The 25,633-nt window shown below is 56.1% G+C and carries 26 protein-coding genes; 12 read left to right on the top strand and 14 right to left on the bottom strand.

Going from position 1 to position 25,633, the window contains the following annotated elements:
• The first annotated feature begins 85 nt into the window (after positions 1-85).
• Positions 86-1,105 (top strand): AbrB family transcriptional regulator, encoded by a 1,020-nt coding sequence (locus ACR1XU_RS17505; RefSeq protein WP_480907075.1) that lies wholly within the window; start codon positions 86-88, stop codon positions 1,103-1,105.
• Here the strand turns inward: ACR1XU_RS17505 and ACR1XU_RS17510 are convergent.
• The 5 genes from ACR1XU_RS17510 to ACR1XU_RS17530 all read right to left on the bottom strand — a co-directional run bounded on the left by ACR1XU_RS17510 (position 1,074) and on the right by ACR1XU_RS17530 (position 6,636).
• Positions 1,074-2,054: a D-2-hydroxyacid dehydrogenase family protein gene (locus ACR1XU_RS17510; RefSeq protein ID WP_480907073.1), complete on the bottom strand. Its 981-nt coding sequence runs from the start codon at positions 2,052-2,054 to the stop codon at positions 1,074-1,076. The genes ACR1XU_RS17505 and ACR1XU_RS17510 overlap by 32 nt on opposite strands.
• The gene (locus ACR1XU_RS17515; RefSeq protein ID WP_480907071.1) at positions 2,051-2,287 is read right to left on the bottom strand and encodes a hypothetical protein; all 237 of its coding nucleotides are present in this window, start codon (positions 2,285-2,287) and stop codon (positions 2,051-2,053) included. Before ACR1XU_RS17515 ends, ACR1XU_RS17510 begins: the two co-directional genes overlap by 4 nt.
• A 51-nt stretch (positions 2,288-2,338) precedes the next feature.
• Positions 2,339-3,427 carry a 4-oxalomesaconate tautomerase gene (locus ACR1XU_RS17520; protein ID WP_480907069.1) on the bottom strand — a complete coding sequence of 363 codons (1,089 nt, stop codon included), beginning with the start codon at positions 3,425-3,427 and terminating at the stop codon, positions 2,339-2,341.
• An 8-nt stretch (positions 3,428-3,435) separates the two neighbouring features.
• Positions 3,436-5,466, bottom strand: coding sequence for a tripartite tricarboxylate transporter permease (locus ACR1XU_RS17525; RefSeq protein WP_480491578.1), 2,031 nt, complete (start codon positions 5,464-5,466; stop codon positions 3,436-3,438).
• Positions 5,467-5,547: 81 nt separating this feature from the next.
• On the bottom strand, positions 5,548-6,636 hold the full coding sequence (locus tag ACR1XU_RS17530; protein WP_321254578.1) for a tricarboxylate transporter: 1,089 nt from the start codon (positions 6,634-6,636) through the stop codon (positions 5,548-5,550).
• Positions 6,637-6,775: 139 nt separating this feature from the next.
• Here ACR1XU_RS17530 and ACR1XU_RS17535 point away from each other — a divergent pair, with 139 nt between their 5' ends.
• Both ACR1XU_RS17535 and ACR1XU_RS17540 read left to right on the top strand, forming a co-directional pair.
• Positions 6,776-7,444: a response regulator transcription factor gene (locus tag ACR1XU_RS17535; RefSeq protein WP_480907066.1), complete on the top strand. Its 669-nt coding sequence runs from the start codon at positions 6,776-6,778 to the stop codon at positions 7,442-7,444.
• A complete protein-coding gene (locus tag ACR1XU_RS17540; protein WP_480907065.1) occupies positions 7,441-8,808 on the top strand; it encodes a sensor histidine kinase in 1,368 nt (455 codons plus the stop codon). The genes ACR1XU_RS17535 and ACR1XU_RS17540 overlap by 4 nt, the downstream gene beginning before the upstream one ends.
• Before the next feature lie 184 nt (positions 8,809-8,992).
• Here ACR1XU_RS17540 and ACR1XU_RS17545 read toward each other — a convergent pair whose 3' ends face one another.
• Positions 8,993-9,838: a LysR family transcriptional regulator gene (locus ACR1XU_RS17545; RefSeq protein WP_480907063.1), complete on the bottom strand. Its 846-nt coding sequence runs from the start codon at positions 9,836-9,838 to the stop codon at positions 8,993-8,995.
• An 86-nt stretch (positions 9,839-9,924) separates the two neighbouring features.
• Between ACR1XU_RS17545 and ACR1XU_RS17550 the strand changes: the two genes are divergently transcribed.
• The 3 genes from ACR1XU_RS17550 (at position 9,925) to ACR1XU_RS17560 (ending at position 12,351) form a co-directional block, all read left to right on the top strand.
• Entirely contained in the window at positions 9,925-10,392 is a 468-nt protein-coding gene (locus tag ACR1XU_RS17550; RefSeq protein ID WP_480907061.1) for a c-type cytochrome, read from the top strand.
• Between the two features lie 13 nt (positions 10,393-10,405).
• On the top strand, positions 10,406-11,314 hold the full coding sequence (locus ACR1XU_RS17555) for a c-type cytochrome (protein ID WP_480907058.1): 909 nt from the start codon (positions 10,406-10,408) through the stop codon (positions 11,312-11,314).
• A 206-nt stretch (positions 11,315-11,520) separates the two neighbouring features.
• A complete protein-coding gene (locus ACR1XU_RS17560; RefSeq protein ID WP_480907056.1) occupies positions 11,521-12,351 on the top strand; it encodes a hypothetical protein in 831 nt (276 codons plus the stop codon).
• A gap of 75 nt (positions 12,352-12,426) precedes the next feature.
• Here ACR1XU_RS17560 and ACR1XU_RS17565 read toward each other — a convergent pair whose 3' ends face one another.
• The 3 genes from ACR1XU_RS17565 to ACR1XU_RS17575 form a co-directional block, all read right to left on the bottom strand.
• A complete protein-coding gene (locus tag ACR1XU_RS17565) occupies positions 12,427-13,074 on the bottom strand; it encodes a response regulator (protein ID WP_480907055.1) in 648 nt (215 codons plus the stop codon).
• Positions 13,071-14,474 (bottom strand): sensor histidine kinase, encoded by a 1,404-nt coding sequence (locus tag ACR1XU_RS17570; RefSeq protein WP_480907053.1) that lies wholly within the window; start codon positions 14,472-14,474, stop codon positions 13,071-13,073. The genes ACR1XU_RS17565 and ACR1XU_RS17570 overlap by 4 nt, the downstream gene beginning before the upstream one ends.
• A 102-nt stretch (positions 14,475-14,576) precedes the next feature.
• Positions 14,577-14,975 (bottom strand): MerR family transcriptional regulator, encoded by a 399-nt coding sequence (locus ACR1XU_RS17575; RefSeq protein WP_170807854.1) that lies wholly within the window; start codon positions 14,973-14,975, stop codon positions 14,577-14,579.
• Positions 14,976-15,074: 99 nt separating this feature from the next.
• Here ACR1XU_RS17575 and ACR1XU_RS17580 point away from each other — a divergent pair, with 99 nt between their 5' ends.
• Both ACR1XU_RS17580 and ACR1XU_RS17585 read left to right on the top strand, forming a co-directional pair.
• Positions 15,075-15,398, top strand: a complete 324-nt coding sequence (locus ACR1XU_RS17580) for a PQQ-binding-like beta-propeller repeat protein (RefSeq protein WP_170807853.1) — start codon at positions 15,075-15,077, stop codon at positions 15,396-15,398.
• A gap of 4 nt (positions 15,399-15,402) precedes the next feature.
• Positions 15,403-15,621: a GDCCVxC domain-containing (seleno)protein gene (locus tag ACR1XU_RS17585; RefSeq protein WP_480442187.1), complete on the top strand. Its 219-nt coding sequence runs from the start codon at positions 15,403-15,405 to the stop codon at positions 15,619-15,621.
• A gap of 69 nt (positions 15,622-15,690) precedes the next feature.
• Here ACR1XU_RS17585 and ACR1XU_RS17590 read toward each other — a convergent pair whose 3' ends face one another.
• The 4 genes from ACR1XU_RS17590 to ACR1XU_RS17605 form a co-directional block, all read right to left on the bottom strand.
• The gene (locus tag ACR1XU_RS17590) at positions 15,691-16,728 is read right to left on the bottom strand and encodes a glutathione S-transferase C-terminal domain-containing protein (RefSeq protein WP_480907052.1); all 1,038 of its coding nucleotides are present in this window, start codon (positions 16,726-16,728) and stop codon (positions 15,691-15,693) included.
• Positions 16,729-16,738: 10 nt separating this feature from the next.
• Positions 16,739-17,305, bottom strand: coding sequence for a hemerythrin domain-containing protein (locus tag ACR1XU_RS17595; protein WP_480907050.1), 567 nt, complete (start codon positions 17,303-17,305; stop codon positions 16,739-16,741).
• A gap of 74 nt (positions 17,306-17,379) precedes the next feature.
• Complete coding sequence (locus ACR1XU_RS17600; protein ID WP_480812359.1) at positions 17,380-18,912, bottom strand: glutamate synthase-related protein; 1,533 nt, start codon at positions 18,910-18,912, stop codon at positions 17,380-17,382.
• Positions 18,913-18,915: 3 nt separating this feature from the next.
• The gene (locus tag ACR1XU_RS17605) at positions 18,916-19,896 is read right to left on the bottom strand and encodes a glutathione S-transferase family protein (protein ID WP_480907049.1); all 981 of its coding nucleotides are present in this window, start codon (positions 19,894-19,896) and stop codon (positions 18,916-18,918) included.
• 146 nt (positions 19,897-20,042) lie between these two features.
• On the opposite strand from ACR1XU_RS17605, the gene ACR1XU_RS17610 reads away from it, so the two are divergent.
• Positions 20,043-20,954, top strand: coding sequence for a LysR family transcriptional regulator (locus ACR1XU_RS17610; protein ID WP_480907127.1), 912 nt, complete (start codon positions 20,043-20,045; stop codon positions 20,952-20,954).
• 287 nt (positions 20,955-21,241) lie between these two features.
• Here the strand turns inward: ACR1XU_RS17610 and ACR1XU_RS17615 are convergent, their stop codons facing one another.
• The gene (locus ACR1XU_RS17615) at positions 21,242-22,135 is read right to left on the bottom strand and encodes a LysR family transcriptional regulator (RefSeq protein ID WP_170614835.1); all 894 of its coding nucleotides are present in this window, start codon (positions 22,133-22,135) and stop codon (positions 21,242-21,244) included.
• A 157-nt stretch (positions 22,136-22,292) separates the two neighbouring features.
• Here ACR1XU_RS17615 and ACR1XU_RS17620 point away from each other — a divergent pair, with 157 nt between their 5' ends.
• From ACR1XU_RS17620 to ACR1XU_RS17630, 3 genes are all read left to right on the top strand, one after another.
• Positions 22,293-22,703 carry a GFA family protein gene (locus ACR1XU_RS17620; protein ID WP_321254612.1) on the top strand — a complete coding sequence of 137 codons (411 nt, stop codon included), beginning with the start codon at positions 22,293-22,295 and terminating at the stop codon, positions 22,701-22,703.
• A gap of 33 nt (positions 22,704-22,736) precedes the next feature.
• Complete coding sequence (locus ACR1XU_RS17625) at positions 22,737-22,943, top strand: DUF1059 domain-containing protein (protein ID WP_170614837.1); 207 nt, start codon at positions 22,737-22,739, stop codon at positions 22,941-22,943.
• 560 nt (positions 22,944-23,503) lie between these two features.
• Positions 23,504-25,270, top strand: a complete 1,767-nt coding sequence (locus tag ACR1XU_RS17630; RefSeq protein WP_170807848.1) for an adenylate/guanylate cyclase domain-containing protein — start codon at positions 23,504-23,506, stop codon at positions 25,268-25,270.
• Positions 25,271-25,633: the final 363 nt, after the last annotated feature.

A 25,633-nucleotide genomic window follows, 5' to 3' on the forward strand; every position in this document is an offset into this window, starting at 1 on the left:
TTTGGATACATAGTGAGTCAACAGCGTCGGAAACCAACCTTTGTCCACCCCAGGAAACCAGACTTCGCTCTTCGTGAAGCGGTCGATGACCCTTGGCCTCGCGGTGTTCGGCACTGCGATCTTCTGGGCGCTGGACCTGCCGCTGCCGTTTTTGTTCGGTCCAATGACCGCTTGCCTGATTGCGGCACTGGCTCACGCACCAATGGAAGGGTTTGGTCAGGTTTCTGTCGCAGCCCGGACCATTCTGGGTGTCGCTGTTGGTGCCTCGATCACGCCTGCCCTGTTCGCCGAACTGCCCAAGATGGCGGCATCGATCATGCTAATCCCTTTCTTCATCATTCTGATCGCGCTGGTCGGCGTTCCGTTCTTCCGCAAGGTGTGGGGGTTCGATGAGAAAACCGCATTCTACGCCGCAATGCCGGGCGGATTGCAGGACATGATCATCTTCGGGACCGAAGCCGGCGCCGATCCACGCACCCTGTCGCTGATTCACGGCACGCGCGTTCTGATTATTGTCACTTTGGCACCGCTGTTTCTGACAGTGTTCTACGATGCTGAGCTGACCAACCCCATCGGGCAGCCCGCAAGCAATCTGCCGGTGCACGAAATTCTGCTCATGGTTCTGGCCGCCTTTGTCGGCTGGAAAGGCGGAGAGCGAATTGGGCTGTTCGGCGCATCCATCCTCGGGCCGATGATCCTGACCGCTGCTCTGTCCTTGGGGGATTTCATCCACTCCCGTCCTCCGCGTGAAGCTATTCTGGCTGCGCAGTTCTTCATCGGGTGCGGGATCGGAGTGAAATTCGTTGGCGTCACATGGGGCGAATTGCGCCGCGTCGTTGCCGCCGGTGTTGCCTATGTCGTTGTTCTTGCAATCTTGGCTGCGGGTTTTACGGCTGTTGTCACCGCACTCGGGCTGGGTCGCCCTGTCGAGGCGTTCCTTGCTTTTGCACCCGGAGGTCAGGCCGAGATGACGGTTCTGGCCATCGTTTCAGGCGCGGATTTGGGGTTCGTGATCACACATCACCTGACGCGGATTGTGCTGGTGATCATTGGCGCGCCCATCGCGGCCAATCTTATTTTGCGCTGGTCCAGACCTCGGGATTGATCATATGGATCGGAGCGCCTTCGGCAAAGGCGTTCACCTGATCAAAGATATCCGCAAATTGCAGGTCAAACTCATCTTCGGTCACAAAACCGATATGCGGCGTTGCGATCAGGTTGGGATGCGACAGCAACGGGTCGTCAGGATCGGTCAGCGGTTCGGTGTCAAACACGTCAATTGCCGCATTTCCGGGGCGGCCGTTATTGAGCGCCTTCAACAGCGCGCCGGGTTCGATCAGACCGGCCCGCGACGTGTTCACAAACAGCGAACCGGGCTGCATCGCCCGCAAGTCGGCTGCCGTGATGATACCGCGGGTTTCCGGTTTCAGGCGCACATGGATCGAAACGACATCGCTGCCGGAAAAAAACGCCTGTCGGCTGGATGCGACCGCCGCACCATCGGCGGCTGCGCGGGCGCGGCCATCTTCAGACGACCACCAAACAACGCTCATGCCAAACGCCTCGGCATAGCCCGCAACGGCCCGGGCAATACGCCCATAGCCATAAAGGCCCAATTGTCGCCCGCGCAGTGTCTTGCCGACCCCGGCTTGCCAGCGCCCCGCCTTGACCGATTCCATTTGCGCCGGCAGGTTCCGCATTCCGGCCATGGTCAGCGCCCAGGTCAGTTCAGCAGCAGCGTAAGACGGCGTGCCCGCGTGCATGTTCGAACAGAACAGCACTATGTTGTCAGTACATGCCTGAACGTCCACATGCGGATAGACGCTGCGCTGGCTGATCAGGCGCAAGTTGGGAAGTTTCTCAAGCAACTCACGGGTTACCCTGGTGCGCTCCCGGAACAGGACCAGCGCTTCGGCGTCCTGCAGGCGCGCGGCCAGGGTATCCGTATCTTCGACGTGATCTGTCCAGACCGTGACCTCATGGTCGGCCAGCTTTGAAAAGCAGGGCAAGCCGCGCAATGTGTCGAACCAATCATCGAGAACATGGACTTTCATCGGCTATCAATACCCTGCTCGGCTTCGAGCTTTCTTGGAGTTGGGACAAAATGCGCTGCCTCAAGCGCTGCCAATGCGTTGCGAACGCGCTCGCTCTGATCAAGCAGGTGATTGAACTGTTCATCGCAGCCCGCAATCGGTGTCGGATACTCGGTCATGTCCCGTCGCAGCGCGGCTTGCGCCAGTTTGAGTTCCTGTCGAGCAATGTCGAGGCATTCGGAATAGTGGTCCATCGTGACACCTTCTAATTGTATACCAAAGTATACCAATTTAGATTTACCCGATCAACTCCCATCCCAAACACTGCTAGGAACATAGACATGACCATCCGCCAGTTTGCGTGCGGTGCGCACCAATCCAGCTGAGTTCAGGGCAAATCCGCCCTCGTTGGAGAAATCCACAAGGACGTCGATCTTGCCCGAAGCGTGCTCCAATACCACCTCGGCCGGACTGGTTTCCATTTGCTCGACTAACCCGGCTGCAACCGTTTCCGGCGTCAATGCACAGGAGGCCATGCATTGCGCGCCCGTAACGGCCATTGTTGGATGAGTCTTCCAGGGCATGAAGTACCTGACCGCGATCGTACCCCCATCTTTCGCAGGGGCCAAGATACCAAACTTGGGCGTCACGGATTTCGACACATCGCCCATTCCCATCCTCTGACCCGCTTCGATCCGAATGGCCTCCATCCGTTCAAAGAACGCGCGGTTTGCGTCCAGTTCTTCTGCGTTTTCATATCCGGTCAAACCAAAATCCGCAGCCCGGGCGATGGCCATCGGCATCGCGACATCCATGCAGGTCAGTTCGATCCCCTGGACCGTATCACGCAGGTTACCGGTGGGCAGGAACGCGCCGGTGGATGATCCGACGACCCCCATGAAACCAAGCTGTATCGGCGCTGCGGACCCCGGGACACCGGCTATTTCAACTGCGCCATCATAGGTCAGATGGCCCGCCGGCGTTTGCACCTTTGCCACCACCCGCGCCCCGGTATTGACGGCGCGGATGCGGATTTCGGTTTCACCACCTTTCGGCGTGATCAATCCCATCTCAATCGCCGCCGGGCCGACCCCTGACAGGATATTCCCGCAAGTGGGTCTAAAATCGACCAGCCTTTCGTCAACCGACACCTGGGCAAAGAAATAGTCGACATCCGCCCAGTCATCGTCGCTGGCCGACAGCATGGCGACCTTGGTCGTAACTGCCGCGCCGCCGCCTATGCCGTCGATATTCAGCGGGTGCCCGGCACCGAGGGCGGCAATCAGAACCTCGGCCAGCAAATCCAGATTCTCGGGCAGGTCAGAACGCCGGAAATACGGGCCGCGCGAGGTGCCGCCGCGCATGAAGACAAATGGGATCGCTGTCTGGGGCATCGCGCGGCTCATTTCAGCGGCCATGGCAGATCAAGCATGTCCTGCAGCAGACCAGGCGGAAAGTCGCGGTTCAGAGCGCCCGCCATAAAGCACATGAAGCCGACACCGCAGGCGGTCAGGATCAAAGTCATCGGCCAGCTTGACCCGGCGCGCACACGTAGGAACGCGATCAGAAAGCCGATCAGGGCAAGAATAAAGCCCACAACCCATGTTGCCGCGATCAGGCTGGCAAACCAGGCCAGTGTGGACCACAGACCGTGTGGGGCGCTGGCGTCCTCACCCGCTACTTCTTTGTCCGCGAAAATCGCATCCCCCTCGGGCCGACGCATCATCTGGAGCAAAAGGATCACGCAGCAGAACAGTGAAACGCTGCCGATCACCAGCGGGATGATCTTGTCGGTCATGTTGTAGTCGGGGATCATGTTGGCATTGACCAGTGCAAAGATCAGATAGGCCATGATCACCAGCAGGAAGACCAGCGGCGCGCGCTTGGTGCCCGCCTGAACATCGCCCTCGGCCATGATCATCTTGGCCTGTCGGATGCCCAGAATGACCGAAACGACTGTGACCACGATCAGGACGATCACGATGGGGCTGAAAACATACTCCATGCCCTCACCTAAGCTCTTGCGGAAGCGGAACGAGGCGATCTGGAAAGCCTGATTGGTGAATTTCTCAACCGGGTTCGAAAGCACGAAACCGATCAGGAAGGCCGGGCGCGACCAGTCGAAGCGGCGCAGGAAAATGCCGATCAGACCTATCACGAACAGGGCCAGCAGGTCTTCGAAATTCTGACCGGACTGAAAGGCCGCAAAGCTGATCAGCATGAACAGGAACGGTGCAAGATAGGTAAAGCGGATCGTGGTCAGCTTTGCGATCCCGCCCGAGGCCGCGATGCAGAGGATCGTCCCCACAACATTGGCCAACGCCAGCAGCCAGACGATCGAATAGGTGATGTCGAGATTGTCTTTGAGCATGCTCGGACCGACTTCGATATCGCCGGACCCCAGCAGAGCGACCGCGCCGATGAAGATCGCCATGGAGCCGGAACCCGGAATACCGAACAATAAGGTCGGAACCAGACCGCCGCCCTCTTTTGCATTGTTCGAGCTTTCCGGGCCTATGACCCCGCGCACTTCGCCCTTGCCGAAGTTGCTTTTGTCCGGCGTCGATTGCACCGAATGACCATAGGCGATCCAGTCAACGACCGACCCTCCCAGACCGGGGATGATGCCGACAACCACACCGATGATCGAACAGCGGATCGACAGCCAGATATTGGCGAACCAATCCTTGACACCGTCCAGCCATCCGGCACCCAGCGAAGCCCCTTCGGCAATCGACCGGTCCTGCCGCAAGAGCGAGACAATCTCGGGTACCGCAAAGATACCCAAGCCGACGATGACCAGTTTCAGACCGTCGGTCAGATACGGGATGTCATAAGTCGCCATGCGCAGAGACCCGCCCGCGTCGGCCTCACCAATAGTTCCGACCATCAGGCCAAGTCCGGCCGCAGCAACGCCCTTTAGCGGTATGCGACCGGCCAGAATGGCAACCATAGACAGGCCGAGGATGGTAATCATCAACATTTCGGGCAGGCCAAAAGCCAGAACGATCGGTCGTGCAACCAGAATGAACATGGTCAGGAAGGTCGCCCCGACCAGACCACCAAATAGGGACGAGGCAAAGGCGGCGGAAAGCGCCCGCGCCGCTTCGCCCTTCTTGGCCATCGGAAAACCATCGAGCACCGTCGCCTGAGATGCGGAACTGCCGGGTATTCCCATAAGAACCGACGCAAAAGTGTCAGATGTCGGGACAACGGCGACCATCCCTATCATCAGCGCCAAACCCAGGATCGGGTCCATTCCGAACATGAAAGGCAACAGCAGCGACAGCCCAGCGATTCCGCCAAGTCCCGGGAACACCCCAACGGCCAATCCCATGACGACACCAAGCACCAGGTAGCCCAGAACGATGGGTTGCAGGATCAGACCCCACGCGTCACCAAGCGCAGGAAGAGCGGTGGCGAAAACCTCCATAGCGGCCGCCTTTCATATGATTTTGATGGAACTCAGAAAGCGCGCGCCTCGTAGTGAGGGCGCGCGCTGAATTGGGCCGGCTTAGTTGAGCTCGACGCCGTAGGCTTCCTTGAGCCAGTTCAGGACATATTGCTTAGCGTTGTCGTCAACGCTTGTCGCGGTTTGCAGGGCCGCTTTTGAGCCGTCACCAACAAACACCGGGTATTTGCCAACGCGTTTCGAGGAGATTTCCGCGAAGTCGCCGCGCTCGGTCACAGCCTTAAAGGCCGCAGTATATGCGTCGACAACGTCCTGAGGTGTATCACCGGGCAAAAACGCAAGCTTCTGAACCGGAAAACCGGCTACAAAGAAGGCTTTCCAGGCATCCCATGCCTCGCCGCTGGTTTCGCATCCTTCGGTTGCTTCGCAGACCTCCTTGAAGGTCGGCATGTCCGGGAAAGTCGGGTCACGCACGATGTTGCCATCCGCATCCAGGGCACCCCATGTCATCATCGGCACGGCCTGACCGGATTCGACCAACGGGGCCGAGCCACCCAGATAGCCGGACGATGTCTGGTAGTCGATATTGGCCTCGCCACGTTCAAACATCAGGCGACCGTCACCGCGACCCTTGATGCCAAAGACAGGCTCAACATTCATGCCCAGCATCTGCCATGCCAGCAGCGGCACCAGGTCCAGCCGGGTGGCGCCCTGCGATCCGTAGATGAAGTTGATATCTTTCAGCGCATTGGCGGAACCGTCAAACTTGGCGCCATCTTCAGCGTTCAGATAGGCAACACCACCGGTTCCCGACGCCATGACCGGAATCCAATCATTGTATTCATAGCGCACGCGCGGATCGCTCAGCAGATAAGGAAACTGCGTCGATCCCGACGTACCGAACAGCAGCGTGCCGTCATCATGCTTTTGCTCCTGAAACCAATTCGCGCCCTTGGTCGACCCTGCGCCCGGCATGAATTTCACAACCACAGTCGGCTGACCCGGCAGTGCCTCGGACAGAAGCGGAGCGAAAAAGTTGGCCCATTTAGCCGAACCGCCCGTTTCCGAAAACGGTATAACCCATTCAATGGTCTTGCCCGAGAAATCGACCTCGGCAGTGGCGGGTGCCGCGATACCGGCAGCGGCGATCAGCCCCACGACGGCGCGACGGGTAAAGCTGGAAATGGTCATTGGTTCCTCCCTGTTGACCAGACAACCACGCCAACGGCTCTCGCGCCACCGTGATTGCAAATAGAACTGCGGGGTTGATTCCCCCTCCCATCTGGCAATCATGAGGGGCCAACCTTGCGCGAAACTTGCAGGAGACCCGATGCGGATCGTCATTGTCGAGGACAACGAAACGCTGGCCAACGCCATTGCCTACCGGCTGCGCGATCGTGGTCACGCGGCAGATATTCTGACCGACGGCGACGCAGCCGACCTTTTCCTTGAGCAGGAGGGCGCAGATTTGGTGGTACTGGACATCAATCTACCGGGGCAGTCCGGGCTGGAAATCCTGCGAACCCTTCGCAACCGAGGCGATGGCGTGCCGGTCATACTGCTGACGGCGCGTTCCGAAACCAGCGACCGCGTGTCTGGCCTGGACATGGGGGCTGACGATTATCTGGTGAAGCCGTTTGAAATGGACGAACTGGAGGCCCGAATCCGGGCATTGTCACGCCGCAAGCAGCTTGACTATGGCGCGAAAGAGACCATCGGAGGCCTGGAATTCGATCGTGCCGCAAGACAAGCCAGTGCGCGGGGAGAGGTAATGGACATTCCGCGCAGGGAATTGGCGGTTCTGGAATGCCTGCTGGAACGACGCGGCAGAATTGTCCCCAAAAGCCAGCTGAACGACTACGTTTATGGTGTCGGTGCAGATGTCGAGGATTCGGCGGTTGAACCCCACGTGTCGCGCCTGCGCAAGCGGCTTCAGCCATTGGGGATAAGGATCAAGACTGCCCGTGGCCTTGGGTATCTGCTTGAGGTGCAACAGTGATTGGGCACGGATCGCTCAGGCTGCGATTGTTTCTTCTGATCCTGACACCTCTGGTCTTGCTTGCCGTTCTGCTTGGGTTCTGGCGCTTTACGGTCGCCCAGAAAACGGCCCAGGAATTGTTTGATGACAGCCTGCTGTCTGCCGGTCTCGCAATCTCGCGCGATGTCGCCATTTCAGGGGGGGACGCTTTGCTCCCCTCAACGCGCAGCATGATCCGCGACTCGTCGGGCGGAGAGGTTTTCTATCACGTGACAGGGCCCGGCGGCATTTACGTTACGGGTTATGCCTATCCGCCGACCTCAACCGACGCAGGCGATCAGGATCCTTATGAACCATTTTTCTTCGAAGCTGTTTATCGCGATGAACCGGTCCGCGTCCTGCGGATGACGGAACGCGTCACTTTGGAGAACCTCGCTGGTGACGCAACTGTTACGGTCTGGCAGCTCATGGCCGACCGCAACGCCTTTGCCAATCAGCTGTCGATCCGGGCCGGGATCCTAATGGGTATCCTGCTCGCCACTCTGGCAATCGTCGTCTGGTTCGGTGTGGCGCGCGGTCTGAGGCCCTTGCTGGATTTGCAGGACGCAATCGACCTGCGATCGCCGGATGACCTAAGTGAAATCAAACGCCCCGTTCCGGTCGAAGTGCTGGGTGTCGTCAAAACCCTGAACCGGCTTTTTGGTCAGGTTGAACGCAGCATCAACGCCCATCAGACATTCATTTCCGAAGCCGCGCATCAGCTAAGGAACCCAGCAGCTGCGGTCCAGTCCATGGCCGAGGCCCTGCGGGATGCAAAAACGGAGGACGACAAGGAACAGCGCATTCAGGAACTCATGACCGCTGCCAAAAACTCGGCCACTGTGGCCGAACAGTTGCTGTCCCTCGAAAGGCTCCGATATCCGGCACATCTGGAACAGGTAGCAGAATTCGACTTTCGTTCGGTTGTCGAGGAGGCCTGCGCAGAAATGGGTGTCCACATCCTGGCGAATGGGATCGAATTCGAAGTTGCCATGCCGGATACAGCCGTAATGGTTTCGGGCGATCAGGTTTTTCTGAACGAGGCTGTCAAAAACCTTCTGGACAACGCGCTGAAGCACGGCGGCGGTCTTCTCACCCGGATTTCGGTTACACTGCACCGCGATGACAAGGTCGTGAAGCTGACTGTGGCCGATGACGGAAAAGGCCTAGACCCCGACCAGAGCGAAGCAGCTTTTGGGCGATTTTCACAACTGGAGCACTCCGAAGGCAGCGGGCTGGGCCTGTCCATCGTTGCCGCCGTCTCACAGCGTCACGGTGGGCAGGTTTCAATCAACAAAGCCGCGCGTGGCGCAAGCCTTACGCTCGAGCTTCCTTGTGTTCCGTAAACTCTGACCGGGTTTCAACGTTGCCCACCCTGCCAATCTAACTGGTCCATTTCATCACCGGACATGGTTCTATCGAGATGATAGTTTCACACACAGGCGCGCGTTGGCCCCGCGTAACCGAGGTGGTTCTTTGTATGGCCGTTCTGCCGAATAGATGGCCGCAGTACTTCTTTTCGGTATGATGTCAACGTGCCAGAGCTTTGGGTAACCGTCCAGCCAACGCCCGCTGAACAACGGCAAACCTCGGGGTGTGCGCGATTTCCTCAAGTGTCGCGACCCAGAGCGGAACCTCAAAATCCGGAACCGCGTCGTCCGACCTGCGAAGCCGGGCGTCCGCGTCGCCAATGAATGTGGGCAGAAAGGTCTTGCCCACGCCCGAAGCCGCCATCTGCTGGAGGACCAGAAAACTGTCTGCTCCGTTGGTCATTTCGTCAGCATTCACGTGTTCCGCCATCCATTTAGCCGGGAGAGAGCGGCTTAATGCGCCATCAAGCCTCATCCATTTTTGATCTGGGGAACCATCATAATAAACTCCGAACGACAATGTACCCGAGCGTTCCCCAACCAGACCCTCGCCAAGCTGAACCGATGGGCGCACGGCAATGTCTGCAGTCAACCGGGGCAGATCATGGTGGCTGTTTCCACTCAACAAAGTCAGTTCCAAGCCGGGGTAAAGATTTGAAATATCAGTCAGTATTTTTGGCAGCACAAGCTGGCAGAGGCTGTCAGTGGATGCAATGCGCACGCGACCGACAGGGGACCGGTTTGCACCCACAATTGCCCGCTCCACCGAAAGGACCGCGTCTTCAACGCCTTCCATGGCAGAAAGAACTGCTCGGGCCTCGGGGAGCGCGCAATATCCCGACGGGCTTTTCTGAAAGATAGTGCAGCCATTTCGCTGTTCGAACGCGGCCACTCTGCGCAGGACCGTTGCATGTGTGACACCCAAGGCAGACGCCGCTGCATTCAACGATCCGTATTTGGAGACGGCAAGCGCGTATCGGATATCATCCCAATTGTCGTTGTTCATAAATTAACAGGGGACGACGAATAACAAACAATTACAAGAAAATTCGTTCAAGCTAACATTCGGTGTATTGAACAGGGAGAAATACCATGAAGAAGAAAATTACGATTGTCGCGGCAGGTCTTTTGTCGGTAGCCGCAATAGGAACAGCCATCGCCCAGGAAAGTCAGAACCCGGCTGTAAAAGCTCGGACCTCAATCATGAAGCTTTATGCCTTTAATCTGGAAACACTCGGCGGAATGATAAAGGGAGAGGTGGAATACGATGCCGAGGCGGCAACTCGGGCCGCCAACAACATTGTGGTTCTGACGCAGATCGATCAATCCGCAATGTGGCCGGCTGGTTCCGACAATGCGTCCGACCCCGCCACCCGTGCCCTGCCCGCCATCTGGGAAAACTTCCCCGACGTCGGAGCCAAAGGGCAAGCGATGGCTGAAGCCGCCGTTGCGATGCAGGCCGCGGCAGGACAAGATGTAGAAGCCGTGAAAGCGGCGATGGGACAATTGGGCGGAGCCTGTACGGCATGTCACAAGGCATACAGAGCGCCAGAAAGCTGATGAGGCACTGAAGGTGCGGCGTTTCTTTCGATTGGCCGCTGGTGTCGTCGTTTTGGTCGGGTTGGCCGGTGTTCTGCTGACTCGACCGCAAAGAGTGGATCCGGCGCAACTGAATGATGTCACCGCCGATCTCGTCAGAGGTGAGGCTGTTTTCTATGCAGGCGGATGTGCATCCTGTCACGCGGCGCCGGATGCCACCGGAGAGGAGAAGCTTAAACTCGCCGGAGGGCGTCGGTTTGAAACGGGTTTTGGCACATTCATAGCCCCCAACATTTCCAGTGATCGGGAAGCCGGAATTGGGTCCTGGTCTGCGCTGGATCTGGCCAACGCCCTGCTTCATGGCACGGGTCCCGAGGGGCAACACTATTACCCGGCTTTTCCTTATACGTCTTATGCCAACATGACCTTGGAGGATGTTGCCTCTCTCCATGCCTTCCTCGGCACCCTGCCAGCTGTCGCCGTGGAAAGTAACGCGCATGAGGTCGGCTTTCCATTCAGCATTCGACGCGGGCTGGGCGGATGGAAGCTTTTGTACCTGCAGCCAGGCTGGGTGGTTGAAGGCGATCTGACGGACCAACAAGCCCGAGGCCGATATCTGGTCGAGGCGTTGGGACACTGCGCTGAATGCCACACGCCGCGAAATGCCTTCGGTGGTCTGCAACGTGATCTGTGGCTGGCAGGCGCGCCAAATCCAAGCGGCAAGGGTCGCATCCCCGGTCTGACCGCCGACCAGCTTGATTGGTCTGAAGCTGATATAGCGGAATACCTGAGATCCGGTTTCACACCGGACTATGACAGCGCGGGTGGTGAAATGGCGGAAGTCATCGAGAACACATCACAGCTTACAGATGACGACCGCTTGGCGATTGCTGCCTATCTCAAAGCCGTTTCCCTGCCGTCCGCTGCGCCTGTGCCGGAGTAATTGCCGTTCGAGGAAATGGGGCGTTGGTATCGGGAAACCGTCCCTGTGATGCGCCCCGAAACTGACGGTGGTTCAAAAGGCCACAGGATCTTGGCTAAGACGTTCGGCTTGAAAATCGTCAGACCTAAGCCCGATGTGGGAAGGCCCGACCAAGGGTAGCCTGTCTTCAGTATCAAAAATCGCGTCAAACGGCATTGGAGGCGGAAATGAAAGCCCGGAAAAAGTTAGGTCAACTTCTAAGCACAGTGGCATTGGCTTCGTTGATTGCAGCGACGCCTTACGTGCCAAAGTTTGACGCCGACGGTCGCCTTCAGTTTGAACCGGTCTACGCGTTCGCCAAAAGCGGCAAGGGCAAAGACGGGGATGATCGCGACGATGACCGGGATGACAACTCGGGATCGGGTAATAGCGGCCGTGGGGGTGACCGCGACGATGGTCGTGACGACGACCGGGATGATGATCGCGACAATGACAGGGATGACGATCGAGACGACGACCGGGATGATGATCGTGACGACAATTCAGGATCGGGCAAAAGCGGTCGTGATGACGACGACGATGATGACTCAAAGCGCTCCAACAGGGGCAGCGGTAAAAAGGATCGGTCTCAGACCGGCGGCAGACCAATAGGTTCGGCCGGGATAACGAAGGTTGAGACAAATGCGAGCGGCATCGAAGTTCGTTACGCCGACGGAACCAAGGAAGAGATCGAAAACGGCCGCTATGAAAGAAAGAATGCGCAGAACCGAACCGTCGAGGAGCGTCCCGCGACTGGTGCCGACGTCTCACGACTGCGGTCTTTGGCGAACGGCATCTCTATCAACAACGTACGCTCAAGTGGCCAAGGCGGCGCATCTGGCAGTCGACCCACGAAAATTGAACGCCAAGGCGACAACATCGAAGTGAACTACGCCAATGGGTGGAAAGAAGAGATCGAGTTTGGGCGCTATGAACTGAAAGATCCGTTCAACCGGACTGTTGTTGAAAGAAACGCAACCGCCTCGGATCGACGCAGATTGCAGGCAATCGCAAATTAAACGGCGCTCCTGGCAGAAGTACCCCAGGCGGTCTCTCATAAGCAGAGACCGCCTTATTCATCGAAGACACGGCGATTAGTCTCCTCTGTTCCAAGCATCGTGCGCTATCAAAGCGGCCTCCACCCGATTTCGCGCGTGAAGCTTGGACAAGATCGCCGTCATGTAATGCTTCACGGTTTTCTCCTGAAGACCCAGCCCTACGGCGATTTCCCTGTTGCTCAACCCCTTGGCCACATGGCGCAGGATTTCCTCCTCGCGATGCGTGAGATCATTCAGGATGTCTCTGTTTTTGCGGGCACCGTTTTCGCTGTTGATCTTAAGCAGCACGCGTGAAGCCAGACCCGGCGAGACAAACCCTTCGCCCGCAGCAATGCTGCGCAGAGAAGCTGTCAGCTCGCTCGCTGTCACGCCCTTGACAATGTACCCTGTGGCTCCGGCTTCCAGTGCATCCGCAACGTCACTGCTGTTTTCCGAGACCGTCAGGATCGCAATGAAGGGTGGGTTTGTCATTGCCGCAATCTTGCGTGTTGCGCTTATCCCGCCTCCCGGCATCGAGAGGTCAAGAATGGCAATGTCTGGCTGATGCATTCCGACGAGTGCTATCGCCTCTTCCGCACTTGAACCGGCGGCGAGAACCTCGAACCCGTCGGCCTCATCCAAGGTACGCTGCAGGCCGTCCCTGAAAATCGGATGATCATCGGCTATAACGACAGATGTGGTCATAATGCACTCATCTTTCTGGGAAATAATGTCATTGCTATTGTGGTGCCGTTGCCGGGGCGCGACGATACACTGAACCTGCCACCAATGCTCTCGACCCGATCTCGCAAGCCCAATAATCCCTGCCCACCATCGTCGCGCAAAACGGTTTCGTCCGAAGTGTCAAACCCGGGTCCGTCGTCGCTGACCTGAATGACGATGCGGTCAATTTGCACTTCACTGGTGACCGTGCATCGGGAATCCGGGGCATATCTTGCTGCATTGGAGAGTGTTTCCTGCAAAAACCGAAAAACACACAACTTGTCGGACAGTGACAATTCCGGCGACTCGCGACCCTGAAACGAAATCTCCGGCCGCAACGGGCTATGTTCCGAGTGATCTTCTACAGCCCTCTTCACGACATCAATGAGCGTAAGGTTGTCGATGTCCGGAGCCGACAGCCCCCGCGACAATGCACGAATTTCTGTAAGGGACTTCTGCAAAGATTGATGAATTTCTTCAGCCTCTTTGGGCCTTGCAGACCCTTCCGGAAACGCTGCCTCCAATCGAAGGGCGGCCAGGGACAGGTACTGAGCGGGACCATCATGCAGTTCGGCACCAAGCTTCTTGAGAAACCGATCCGTTTGCGTGGCGTATCTTTCCGACGCTTCGACGACACGCGACCGCAACTGGGCGTTCTGCTCGGCCATCTGTTCGCTTTCTGCAAGGCGCTTTTCCAGAAGACGCCCCTGTCGCTGAATTGTGTTGTCGCCAATTGCAACAATCGAAAACAACACGATCGTGCTGGCCACAAATGCCGAGCCGACAACCAACCAGCTTGTTCTTCTTGCCTTGGCAAGGTCCAGTTCCAGTTGATCAGCCCTTTCGTAGAACTCGGCAACCGCAATGATTTCACCGGACCAAAGCTCGCGAATGGGGCTGTACACTTCAAGCAAAGGTATCCCAAGGGCCGCTTCGGCGGCGCTTTCGGCATGATCAAGCTCTTCGAAAGAGCCGGAGATTTTTCCGCCCCAAGCTTGCTTCAGATCGTCGGTTGGACTGAATCGGCTGCCAATTATCGCAGTATCCGAGGCGTGGGCGATGACACCTCCTTGTTTCCAGAATTTGTAGGAGACAACGCGGTCGCGCATTGGCTGGGTCATGAATATCTCGTCCAGTGCCCGGCTTGCCTGCTCTGAAATTCGGTCGCCGTGCGCCAATTCCTGACTGAGGGGGGAAACGATGCTTTCCATATAAAGCGCGGCAGAGTTGGCAGAGTTCTGGACGACAGCATTCTGAATTCGATTTGACACCCAGACCCCGACTATCGCGGTCGCAGTGCCCATCACGGCAATACTGGCCGCAAGAAAAACTCGCGACAGCGACCAATTGCCAATTGTCAGGTCAGCTATTTTTCCTCTCATTGTGAAATCGACTATGAACTACAATCTCTTAACGCACCACAGACCTTGGTCTGACGTGAACTGTCGGCTACTCGAAACCCAGGTTCTGACCCAGAAGCCAAGTCAGGTGTCTTCCATCTTTCTCAGTCTTTGCAGCATCGGGCAGTGAACGTTGCCACTATCACAATTGGCTGTAAGCTCGCTCAAGGCGCGCTCCAGGCGATTGAGTTCATCAATCTTGCTACGAACACTGACAATGTGAGCCTCGGCTAATTCTTTGACTGATTGGCAGTCATCGGTACTTCCCTCTGACAATTCCAAAAGCGCCTTGGCGTCTGAAAGCGGAAACCCCAGGTCACGGCACTTCTTCAGAAAGTGAAGTCTTCCGACATCGTTCGGTGAATAGAGGCGACGATTGTTCAGAGCTCGCGCGGGTCTTGGTACGATACCTTCGCGTTCGTAATAGCGGATGGTTTCTATTCCGACACCGCTTTGCCGGGAAGCCTCTCCTATCGAAATCATGTGAAGTGACCCCTATTGATCCTGTAGTCGCTACAGGAGTTATACAATCTGACAGTTGGTGCCTCAACTCGATCACATTGAATACCCACGGAGTGAAAGATGAAGAAATACGTGATCCTAAGCTACCTTGGATCGGTTTCCGCTCTGGGCGTCGCAACATGCTGTGTTCTTCCAATGGCCGTGATGTTGCTGGGCTTTGGAGGCAGCTGGTTGGCGGTATTCGGAAAAATTGCTGCGGGAAGTTATTACGTTCTCTCCATCTCAACAGCACTGGTCGCGATTGCGTGGTTTCTATCTCATCGAAACAGGGCTTTGGGCCAGTTGAAGTGGTGGCTAGCAGGAAGCTCGTTGATCACCGTACTGGCATGGGTCATCGTGTTCAAAGAGGCTCAGATCAACGACTATCTAATCATGAAGATGTGAGACAATGACGAAACAAACCGTGGTGCTCGACAGTACTCTGACTTGCCCTGAATGTGGGCACGTCGAAACCGAGAAAATGCCAACAGACTCCTGCCAGTGGTTCTATGAATGCAAGTCATGCAAGGCCGTTTTGAAGCCGCTGGAGGGCGATTGCTGTGTATTCTGCTCTTACGCAACGGTCCCATGTCCGCCAATCCAGTTGGGGGATGACTGCTGCAGTTAGTATCGCATATGGGGCGGCAACTTTGGGTCCGTCGATGTTGAAACGTTACATGCGCGCCCAAAATGAAGATCACTTCGCTTGGCGATGGTCCGCCAGTTCCGGATGTTTGTAGGCCTCGGGGTATGTCATTGGTTTCGAGGGGCCAAGGGGTACAACACCATTCCAGCTTCGACCAAAATACCCTTGGCGGCAGTGTTCAATTGAACCGCTGTTTTCCACGCCCGGCACGGAATGCGCGCGGCAAAGCCAGCGCCATAGGTTCCGGTAGTCAAGGATCTGGGCACCGTTGAGCTTCATACGCAGGTAATAGACCGGGTCGTGTCGATACAGCGTCGGAAACAGGCGAAGGTCTGCTTCGGTGAAATGATTGCCGGTCAGAAACATGCGACCGTCGCTGGCAAGGCGGGTGTCAAGCTGTGACAGAGTGTCAAAATAGGCGGTGAAAGCCGCCGCATATACGCTTTGATCAGACGAAAATCCGGCTTTGTAGGCACCGTTGTTGATATTGACGTAAATCAGCTCGTTCAGCTCGTCGATTTCTGTCCGAATGGCCGGATCATCCGGGTAAAGAACTGGCCGTTCATCATTGCCACGCGAACTGCCCAGTTCGACCGCATTGCGATCCAGCATGCGAATGATCTCGGCGCTTTCGTTATTGACGATGCGCTTTGACTTTTTGTCGTACAGGATTGGAACCGATTTTTCTTCAGAACTTTCCGCCAGATATATGTCGCGCACCAGCCTGAAACCCTGGCCAGTGCCGGTTTCGGCGGTGCATTCCGGAAGTGTTGTTCCAGTCAGCGAAGCCACGAGGTCAGGTGCGAATTGCCAGTGGTTCGGGCCTTCAGGGTCTTCTTCGTCTGTTCGGTTGGGAAACACCACATCCATCGAAATACTGCCCTGCAGGCCCAACACGTTGCGGGCCAGTGTAACCCGATGGCACCACGGGCAGTTGAGCGCGACAAACAGGTGATACCTGCCCGGTTCTGCGGGAAAATCAGTATCACCGATGGCATGCCGGAAACCGCTGACGCCGCGCACGAATTCCCCTCGGGCGCGGCGCAGTTCGGCATTTGACTGGTCTTCCTGTTTAGAATGGTCCGTCATTGTTCAAGCTTCACCCTCTCAGACGGTGGTGCAGAATGATAGGCACCGCAAGCTCTTCTTCATCACTTAGATGGCGTTTCAGAAAGGCCTCGATCACTTCCGACGTATCGCGCAGCGCTCCGACCTCTGAACGTGCCTGGGGCTCATCCAGATGGATCAGCTTGATCGCCCGATTGGCTGTTCGGGTGTATTGATCAAGGACCAGATCAAGATCAGCATGATCCTTTTCCAATACCTCCAGGCCAGCATCAAAACGTGGGTCCGCCGCAGAGAGTTCGGGGAAATAACTGCGGTCTTCCCAGCCGTGATGGCCGTGCAGATTGCCGACAAGCGCGTTGCCATAATAGGACAAACGGGCGGCGTACGCGTCGGGTGACACCGTTCGGTCCAGAAAATGCTCGGCATCGGTCCGAACCAATTCGGCAAGACGGCGAAACATCTGATGGGCACCCAGCCAGTGGCGCGTTTTCTCTTTGAAGCCAGGATGGGAGTCCCAACTGTCGCGCGGATATGTCTCGAGCAAGATCTGCATCTCGCCCGGCATGTTTTCGGTGCGGATATAGTGGTCATCAAGCATGAGCTTACTCCTTTCCGCAAGGATGTGTGGCCCAAATGTTCCGACCGTTAGACCCACGGCTGCACAACCGCTGTCTATGTCCGCACACCGGCAAAGCGAATTCCGCTCAAATCCGAGACACTGCGTTTCCATGTCGTGATATCGCGCAGACTGAAATCGCTCAGCGATGGGTGACCGCAGGCTCTTGCCAATACTTGCATCAGTTCGACACTCGCACCGAAGTAGCGCGCAAGCCTCTCCGCGCTGACTTGTACATCCAACCTTTTCCGCAGCTCGGGTTTCTGCGTCGCTACGCCAACCGGGCAATTGTTGGAATTACACATGCGAGCCGCAATACAGCCAACGGCCTGCATGGCCGAATTGCTGACCGCAATTGCATCAGCGCCCAAAGCCATTGCCTTGGTGAAATCCTCGGCCACGCGCAGCCCGCCGGTGACAACCAGTGTAACTTCGTGGCCTGTTTTTTGATCCAGATGCGCCCGGGCACGTGCAAGCGCCGGGATCGTGGGTACCGAAATATGATCACGGAAAATCAGCGGAGCGGCGCCAGTGCCACCGCCCCGACCATCCAGAATGATGTAATCGGCGCTGGCCGCCAGCGCAAAGTCGATGTCGTCCTCGATGTGATTTGCGGACAATTTGAAGCCAATCGGAATACCGCCAGAGCGTTCCCGCACCTCATCCGCCAGTTTGCGGAAGTCTTCCGGGCTTTCCAGATCTGTGAAGGTCGCAGGCGAAATCGCGTTTTGGCCCGGCTCCAGCCCGCGCACCTCGGCAATTTTTCCCTGCACCTTTTCGCCAGGCAGGTGGCCACCGGTCCCGGTTTTCGCGCCCTGTCCCCCTTTGAAATGGAAGGCTTGTACGCGTTCCACCAACTCCGGCCGCCAGCCAAACCTGGCCGAGGCGAGTTCGTAGAAGTAGCGAGAGTTTTCCGCCTGCTCTTCCGGCAACATGCCACCCTCTCCGGAACAGATGCCGGTCCCGGCCAGTTCGGCGCCACGTGCCAATGCGGTCTTTGCCTCCTCAGACAGGGCCCCAAAGCTCATGTCGGAGACAAATAGCGGGATATCCAGTTTCAGCGGCTTGGTGGCCCGTGGGCCGATTGTGACCGAGGTCGATACCAAGGCGCCATCCAGCAGTGGCTTTCGCGCCATCTGCGCGGGCAGAATCTGGATGTCGTCCCAATGCGGCAAATCTTTGCGCGGCACGCCCATGGCGCCCATTTCCCCGTGGTGACCCAACTTGGAAAGGCCGTCCCTTGCCAGTTCATGAATGCGGGCAACCGTTGGCTCTTCGGGGGTCGGCGTCGCCTTGGGCACATTGCTCACCGGTTCGGGTGCCGGGTCGCCCTCGGACAGGCCACCCAGTCTGGTGTGGCTGCCGTCGCAGAACGGAGCATTGGCGCTGGCTTTACAGCGGCACAAAACAGCCGGGCCGTCCTTTTCTGCCATGAACTTCAGCGGGGCAATCCCGGTTCCGGTGTGGCTGCCGTCGCAGAAGGGCTGTTTTTGTGAGCGCCCGCACCGGCACCAGAAATAGGTTTTACCTTTCTCAAGCTCGACACGTTCCGGGGTCTTAGCGGCGATGATGGGTGGTGTGGTTGTCATGTCTTAATCCAATCTGTCGCGATCATGGGGTAAGGAGTAATCAATACAGGGACCTATCGGGATGACCTGCGACGGGTTCACCGTTTCATGACTGGCATAATAGTGGTCCTTGATATGCGCCATGTTGACGGTCGCTGCGACGCCGGGCTGTTGGTACAGATCCTGTACATATTCCGACAGACTAGGATAATCCGCGATCCGGCGGATGTTGCATTTGAAATGACCCACATAAACCGGGTCAAAACGCACAAGCGTCGTGAACAGGCGCCAGTCTGCCTCGGTAGTCTTGTTTCCGGTCAGGTAACGCTGTTTGCCCAAACGCTCGTCCAGCCAGTCCAGGGTTTCGAACAAAGGGACGACCGCCTCTTCATAGGCATCTTGCGTGGTGGCAAACCCCGCCTTGTAGACCCCGTTGTTCACGGTGTCGTAAATCCGGTCATTCAGGGCATCAATCTCGGGGCGCAGCTCCTTTGGATAGTAGTCCCCCGGCTTTGCTCCGATCCCGTCGAACGCCGTGTTGAACATCCGGATTATTTCGGGGGACTCGTTCGAAACAATGGTCTTGGTCTTTTTGTCCCAGAGAACCGGTACTGTCACCCGCCCGGAATAGTCCGGTTTTGCAGCGGTATAGACCTGGTGCAGAAAATCTGCGCCGTTGATTGTATCCGGCACGGCACCTGGACCGGGTCGAAATGTCCAACCGTTCTCTGCCATGTACCAATGCACGACCGAGATCGAGATCATTTTCTCCAGTCCCTTGAGTGTGCGAAAGATCAGCGTTCTGTGCGCCCAAGGACACGCCAGAGAAACATAAAGATGGTAACGCCCGGCTTCGGCCTTGAACCCGCCTTCGCCGCTTGGTCCGGGCGCGCCGTCTGCTGTGACCCAATTCCTGAACTGTGGTGCCCGCCGCACGAACCGACCTGCGGTATCCGAGGTCTTGTACCATTGATTTACCCAGCGTCCTTCCTGCAGAAGTCCCATGAGCTGTCCTTTCCAAGCCGCAAACCGTGCCACGTGTTAAGACGTGCCGCATCGTTTCGCTTCAGACTAACTGGTTCATTTTCTTCAACCCAGAGACTAATATTAGCCCACTTTGTTCTAATTTGGAGAACGATGCCGTGGGCCAGATGGAAGACATGCGACTGTTCGTTGCAGTCATAGAAGCGGGCAGCATAACGCGGGCTGCCCAGAGCCTTGGAATTGCAAAATCCGCTGTCAGCCGAAGGGTTTCTCTGCTGGAGGGTCGCTATGAAACTGTTCTGATCGACCGGCAGCGTGGAAACTGGGAAATAACCGAGACCGGTCGCGAACTGTTTCAGAGAGCAATCCGACTGGTACAGGATATGGATGAAATCACGGATGATTTCACAAGCACTTCCGCCGTGGTCGAAGGGCCGTTAAGCGTGAGTGTTCCGCTGGAGTTTGGTGTTTCATTCCTTCAGCCCGCACTTTTTGACTTTAAGCGGAAATACCCGCAAATCCGGCTCACCGTAAACTTCGACGAACGCCAGGTGGATCTGTCCCGAGAGAATTTCGATCTGGCTATCCGGATAACGAACGAACCCGAGGCCAAGCTACTCGCAACGCGTGTCGGCTCTGTTTGGCATGGACTGTTTTGCAGCCGAGAGTATCTGGAGACTCATCCTGCCCCAAAAGAACTGCGAAATCTCCATGACCATCAGTTGTTGTTCTTTGGATCAGCCCACCGCGCAACATGGGAGTTTCTTTCAACACCCGGAAAGACGGAAGACTTTGAGTTCCAACCATACCTCAACTCCAACAGCGGGACGTTCTTGCTGAACGCCATGAAGCAAGGATTAGGAATAGCCCGCCTTCCCAATTTCATCCTTGGAGATCTGCAAGACTCAGACGACATTGCTCAGGTGCTACCTGAAGTGAAAATCGGAAACTGGGGCATTTTTCTGGTGCAGGCTGAAAACAGACGTATGAACCGCCGCATGAGGTTATTTACCGAAGCCATCAAAACCTTCTGCGCCCGGTCACAAAAAAGCATCCAGGTGTCTGACACCGCTTTTTAGGGTGGCCGCAATCTATTCGGCTTGCCCTTGCGAATTCCCGCTTCAACAGTGTGATCGTGGCTTGGAATGAGAATCCCAAATGCGCTGGACACGACAAACTCTTTCATGCCGCGCACATGAAGCTGCGACAGCCCACTCCCGGATGCTGTCTCAATCACAATGCAGGAATACGGACCTGTTCCCAATACTCTTGGTCTTATTCGGATATACGCGGCGGGCGCGGAACTCTCCAAAAGGGCCCAAACGACCAGCTTCGGCGAGCATTTGGTTTCTTTTGGCACTTCCCGCTAAACACCCGCCTCTGTTGACACGACTTCTGACTTCGATCGGAGCCACTTGAGAAACAGCATTACCTCAGGTCGATGATGATCCGGCAGAGTGTGGATGTAGTAGACGCCAAATAATGGCTCAGAAAACAACTCCACCATTCTGCCTGCCTGAAGATCATCCTGAAAAAAAGCACGCGCTGTGTAGGCAATGCCGTCGCCCCTACGAACGGCAGCCATGATCAGGTTACCCGGCATGTGATTGACTGAGAGAGGCTGCTCTGGAACGACACCGTGGAAGGTAAACCAGTCGCTCGCTTCGTTTGTTCCCAATTCTTGCAACCACAAAAACTGCGTTAATGATTCCGGACTGTTCAGGTCCTTACCTTCAACCAATTCCGGCGTAGCGACGACAATCATGTCAGAAATCAGAACCGGGTCTTCATCCGGCCTTGGCCTACGTTTGTCATGATATCGAATTGCTATGTCGATCCCACCCGGACGAGGTTCAACCAACTGTGACGTTGGATTAAGCATAAGTGTAATTTCCGGGTGTGCGCGTTGAAATTCGGCCATACGCGGAAGTAACCACTCCACGGCGAAGGCTGGTGACATCGTGACCTGTACTGGCCGGTTTGTTGCTGCCTCTGTTACGCGCTCCACGCCTCGGCCAACAATTTCAAAGCCTATACTGAGCTCACGAGCCAAACGTTCCCCCTGAGAGGTCAACGAAATACCTCGGCCACGTTTTTCAACCAAAGGTATGCCCAGGTGCTTTTCCAGGGACTTTACCTGCTGACTGACTGCAGCTTGCGTTACGTTCAAGCATTCTGCGGCCAAGGTGTAGCTGCCCACTTCTGCCACGGCAGAAAAGGCGCGGAGGGCGTTCAAAGACGGCAGGTTCAACCAATTCATATGATAGTTTTTCTAATATATGGGTAGAACAATTGACTCGCATAACGGCGACGAATTGGCAATGCTTGGGTGAAGACAGTCGAACTCTATCACGCCGACTTAGCGAAAAAACTATCGTCCGTGTCGCGCCAACTCTCGAACAAAAGGAGCTATCCAAATGCAAGGTTTTGAAGGTGGTTGCTACTGCGGTGCAGTTCGTTACCGGATTAACACGGCCCCAGTCTGGTCTGGCCATTGCCATTGCAGATCATGTCAAATGGCACTTGGCGGGGCTTTTGTCACTTGGGCAAAAGTGGCGTCCGAGGATTTTGCTGTAACAAAGGGCGAAATCCGAACAGTTCAAAAAACACCAGGTGTCACGCGCGGCTTTTGCCCGCAGTGCGGCACCACTCTGACCTATGCAGCCGAGGGGGAGATCGAAGGTCAGGACTGGAGTAAGGACGCTTGGTTTGCCGCTTCCACCTTGGACGATCCATCCGCTGCAGAGCCCAAGGCCCATATTTTCGTTTCTCACAAACAACCGTGGATCAAGCTCAATGACGGCCTTCCTACGTTTGAGGAGTTTTAGACGAACCGCGGAGTTACACTGGAGGAAAACACAATGAGTACTGCGTTTTCGTACGCCTGCAAAGACTGCGACGGCATGGAAACCTGCCCCGGCAAGGTCGTGGCTTCTACAGAAGATGAAGTATGGAAATTGATGGAACTTCACGCGGTGATCGCGCACGGAGAAGATCCGAGCACTTGGGATGCTGAGACACGCGATTATCTAGGCAAGCTGATAAAAACTCACGACTTCGGCAAATAGTTCGCATTCAGCGAAGTGTTGGGATCAGTACGGGTCCACCCCAGCCCGAATACTTGCCAAAGAACCTTCGTTCCAATTCCGAGTTCACTGGAATGTTAATGGTAGCGGTTCACTTGCTGCTGCATCTGGGTACAAAGACGCAGGATACGAACCAATGGGCGAACGAAACCTGCTGTGTGTGCGGTCTGTGCAAACGTGGCGTTTGAGGTCTGACGAAGCATATCGATCTCCTGTGTCTGACCTTACGTTAACCGCCATCACAGGAGAGGTCTGTGAACTAGGACACAGACGTTTGCCAATCGCTTTGGAGGCCACCGACGCAGCGTGATTGGTATGCAAGGCGAGGCTCAACGAAGTCGAACAGCCAGATCCCTTGCGGAGGCTTTTTCAAAGCTTGCCTACAAGCTGGAGCAACAAGTTTTGCCATTGGCCTTCATTCTGCTTGCTGTCGCTTTGGCATTCAGCATTCTTTCTGATTTTCCTCCGGCCCCCACTGGGAACAATCGATTTAAGTCTTTCAAAATGATATACTGCTAAAGCTTGTTAGCCGGGAGATCAGAATGGAACGGCGTCTTGCCACAGTGCTTGCGACGGACGTTGTCGGATACTCCGCGTTGATGCAACGCTCTGAAGCGGACACAGTTAAGCGCCTTAAGCGATTGCGGGATATCGTCAGCGATTTGGCGGAGCGTCATGGTGCTCGGGTCATAAGCTGGGCTGGTGATGGAGCGTTGGCGGAGTTCACCAGTCCGGTTTCAGCGGTCCGAGGGGCCTTTGAATTGCAGCGTGAACTATCGGCCCCTCATAACGCACAGGAAATCGGCCTCCAGTTGCGGATCGGCATACATCTTGCCGATGTGATTGTTGATGGGAAAGATCTTCTGGGAGACGGTGTGAATATCGCCGCGCGCATTCAGGCGGAGGCTGAGCCGGGCGGAGTTCTGGTTTCAAGCGCAGTATTCGAACAAGCCAAACGTGGGGCGCAGGTGCGGTTCATGCCAATGGGTCACCGGCGTTTCAAAAATATTGAAGATGCAATCGAACTTTATGCGATCGAGGGAGATCTCGGACTGCACAGTTGCATGCTTACGAAAGGTTTGCCTCAATCACAGGCTGCCAAGCCTCAGCAACGTGATAACGGTGTTATTGTTCTTCCCTTCCAGAACCGCAATATCGATCCAGAGCAGCAGTACTTTGCGGAAGGTTTTACAGAAGACGTTATCACAGAGCTTTCCCGCTTCACCGAGTTGTTCGTGATTTCACGAAATGCCAGCTTCTCGTTGGAAGGACGCGATTGCGCGCCAGAAACGATATGTAACGAAACGGGTGTTCGGTATGCGGTTGAGGGGGGCGTAAGGGTTTTGGGAAACCGCGTGAGGATTTCCGCGCATCTTTTTGATGCGGCTCGTGGTGCGCAGGTTTGGTCCGAAAACTACGACTGCGACGTGCACGAATTGTTCGATGTTCAGGACGATATGGTTGCCAAAATCTCGGCCGCTGTCGCGGGTCGCGTCGAGCGGCAAGCGGAAAAATCTGCCCGGGAAAAACCTACGGAAGACATGGCGGCTTATGATTGCTTGAAGCGAGGGCTTCACCATCACCGCATTGGCGGGGTCACACGCGAGAATGCCGAATCCGCAATTAAGTGGCTTAATAGAGCCTTGGAAAAAGACCCGGCGTTCGGTCGCGCTCAGGCATGGCTGGCCTGTGCTGTAGCAACGCGGGACGAATGGCTTGGGATAAAGGACGAAGACCGCTACTGGGAAATGGGGCGGCGCGCTTTGGAACTGGACTGTAATGATGCTGAAGTGCATCGGATCATGGGGTCACTGTCCCTGTACAAAGAGGACTTTGACAATGCGCTTTATCATTATACGCGCGCGCTCGAGATTACGCCAAACCACGCGTACATAGTGGCGCACGCGGGCAATGTTCACAATTATCTGGGCGACGGAGAAAAGGGGTTGGTCTTCCAAAGGCGCGCCGAAGCTCTTGACCCGTTCCTTCCAGAGTATTGCCGGGAAGTGGGCGTCATTGCGCATTATGTTTTGGGGGACTGGGAAGCCTGTTTTCAGGCAGCAACAGCATTCCCACGAAGGACCCGGCGCGCAGCCGCATATCGAGCCGCAGCCGCCCTGCATTTAGGCGACCCAGAGCGGTTGAATCGCGCCATTCGACGATTGGCCACGATTGATCCGGAATTCGATATAGAAGGGTTTCTTTCTGTCGAACGCTTCCAAGACAAGCGGCGCAATGAGCAGCTTCGGGAAGAGATGTACCAGGTGCTGGCCATCATGAACAACGGTCTCTTGCGTGCGGTCGTGTGACAAAATTTCGAAACACGGCAAATGCTTCCTTGCAAACCCGCCACACAGGCAAACACACGAGATGTGTCGAATCCTCTTTTTCATCAGAACGCCATTTGTTCAGAAACAACCGACGGCGCGCAAAACCAGTTCGTGACACCTGCTGAGGCGGCTTCAAGCTCCGCCGTGTTGCCTGTTGCAACCTCAGCGAGAATTATTATTGCCCATGTTGCGTGAAACTGCCCCGGACAACCGCTGCTGCCTCCGAAATTGGGTTTTGGGTTCGTCTGCACGTTAAAAAGTTCGTTCCGCGCAACTCAAACATTGACGGCAGGCGCAGTAGATTTCGCTTTCTGACGCCTGTTGCCTTCAATTATCGTCTGG

The organism is Ruegeria sp. D1(2025), from assembly GCF_056536425.1.

Excerpts from the sequence above, each read along its gene's own strand:
- ACR1XU_RS17530 (WP_321254578.1), bottom strand. The coding sequence starts at position 6,636 with ATGACCATTTCCAGCTTTACCCGTCGCGCCGTCGTGGGGCTGATCGCC.
- ACR1XU_RS17510 (WP_480907073.1), bottom strand. The coding sequence starts at position 2,054 with ATGAAAGTCCATGTTCTCGATGATTGGTTCGACACATTGCGCGGCTTG.
- ACR1XU_RS17515 (WP_480907071.1), bottom strand. The coding sequence starts at position 2,287 with ATGGACCACTATTCCGAATGCCTCGACATTGCTCGACAGGAACTCAAA.
- ACR1XU_RS17590 (WP_480907052.1), bottom strand. The coding sequence starts at position 16,728 with ATGACGGACCATTCTAAACAGGAAGACCAGTCAAATGCCGAACTGCGC.
- ACR1XU_RS17595 (WP_480907050.1), bottom strand. The coding sequence starts at position 17,305 with ATGCTTGATGACCACTATATCCGCACCGAAAACATGCCGGGCGAGATG.
- ACR1XU_RS17525 (WP_480491578.1), bottom strand. The coding sequence starts at position 5,466 with ATGGAGGTTTTCGCCACCGCTCTTCCTGCGCTTGGTGACGCGTGGGGT.
- ACR1XU_RS17545 (WP_480907063.1), bottom strand. The coding sequence starts at position 9,838 with ATGAACAACGACAATTGGGATGATATCCGATACGCGCTTGCCGTCTCC.
- ACR1XU_RS17520 (WP_480907069.1), bottom strand. The coding sequence starts at position 3,427 with ATGCCCCAGACAGCGATCCCATTTGTCTTCATGCGCGGCGGCACCTCG.
- ACR1XU_RS17620 (WP_321254612.1), top strand. The coding sequence starts at position 22,293 with ATGCAAGGTTTTGAAGGTGGTTGCTACTGCGGTGCAGTTCGTTACCGG.
- ACR1XU_RS17580 (WP_170807853.1), top strand. The coding sequence starts at position 15,075 with ATGAAGAAATACGTGATCCTAAGCTACCTTGGATCGGTTTCCGCTCTG.
- ACR1XU_RS17550 (WP_480907061.1), top strand. The coding sequence starts at position 9,925 with ATGAAGAAGAAAATTACGATTGTCGCGGCAGGTCTTTTGTCGGTAGCC.
- ACR1XU_RS17585 (WP_480442187.1), top strand. The coding sequence starts at position 15,403 with ATGACGAAACAAACCGTGGTGCTCGACAGTACTCTGACTTGCCCTGAA.
- ACR1XU_RS17630 (WP_170807848.1), top strand. The coding sequence starts at position 23,504 with ATGGAACGGCGTCTTGCCACAGTGCTTGCGACGGACGTTGTCGGATAC.
- ACR1XU_RS17565 (WP_480907055.1), bottom strand. The coding sequence starts at position 13,074 with ATGACCACATCTGTCGTTATAGCCGATGATCATCCGATTTTCAGGGAC.
- ACR1XU_RS17625 (WP_170614837.1), top strand. The coding sequence starts at position 22,737 with ATGAGTACTGCGTTTTCGTACGCCTGCAAAGACTGCGACGGCATGGAA.
- ACR1XU_RS17610 (WP_480907127.1), top strand. The coding sequence starts at position 20,043 with ATGGAAGACATGCGACTGTTCGTTGCAGTCATAGAAGCGGGCAGCATA.
- ACR1XU_RS17615 (WP_170614835.1), bottom strand. The coding sequence starts at position 22,135 with ATGAATTGGTTGAACCTGCCGTCTTTGAACGCCCTCCGCGCCTTTTCT.
- ACR1XU_RS17600 (WP_480812359.1), bottom strand. The coding sequence starts at position 18,912 with ATGACAACCACACCACCCATCATCGCCGCTAAGACCCCGGAACGTGTC.
- ACR1XU_RS17570 (WP_480907053.1), bottom strand. The coding sequence starts at position 14,474 with ATGAGAGGAAAAATAGCTGACCTGACAATTGGCAATTGGTCGCTGTCG.
- ACR1XU_RS17560 (WP_480907056.1), top strand. The coding sequence starts at position 11,521 with ATGAAAGCCCGGAAAAAGTTAGGTCAACTTCTAAGCACAGTGGCATTG.
- ACR1XU_RS17535 (WP_480907066.1), top strand. The coding sequence starts at position 6,776 with ATGCGGATCGTCATTGTCGAGGACAACGAAACGCTGGCCAACGCCATT.
- ACR1XU_RS17605 (WP_480907049.1), bottom strand. The coding sequence starts at position 19,896 with ATGGGACTTCTGCAGGAAGGACGCTGGGTAAATCAATGGTACAAGACC.
- ACR1XU_RS17575 (WP_170807854.1), bottom strand. The coding sequence starts at position 14,975 with ATGATTTCGATAGGAGAGGCTTCCCGGCAAAGCGGTGTCGGAATAGAA.
- ACR1XU_RS17505 (WP_480907075.1), top strand. The coding sequence starts at position 86 with ATGACCCTTGGCCTCGCGGTGTTCGGCACTGCGATCTTCTGGGCGCTG.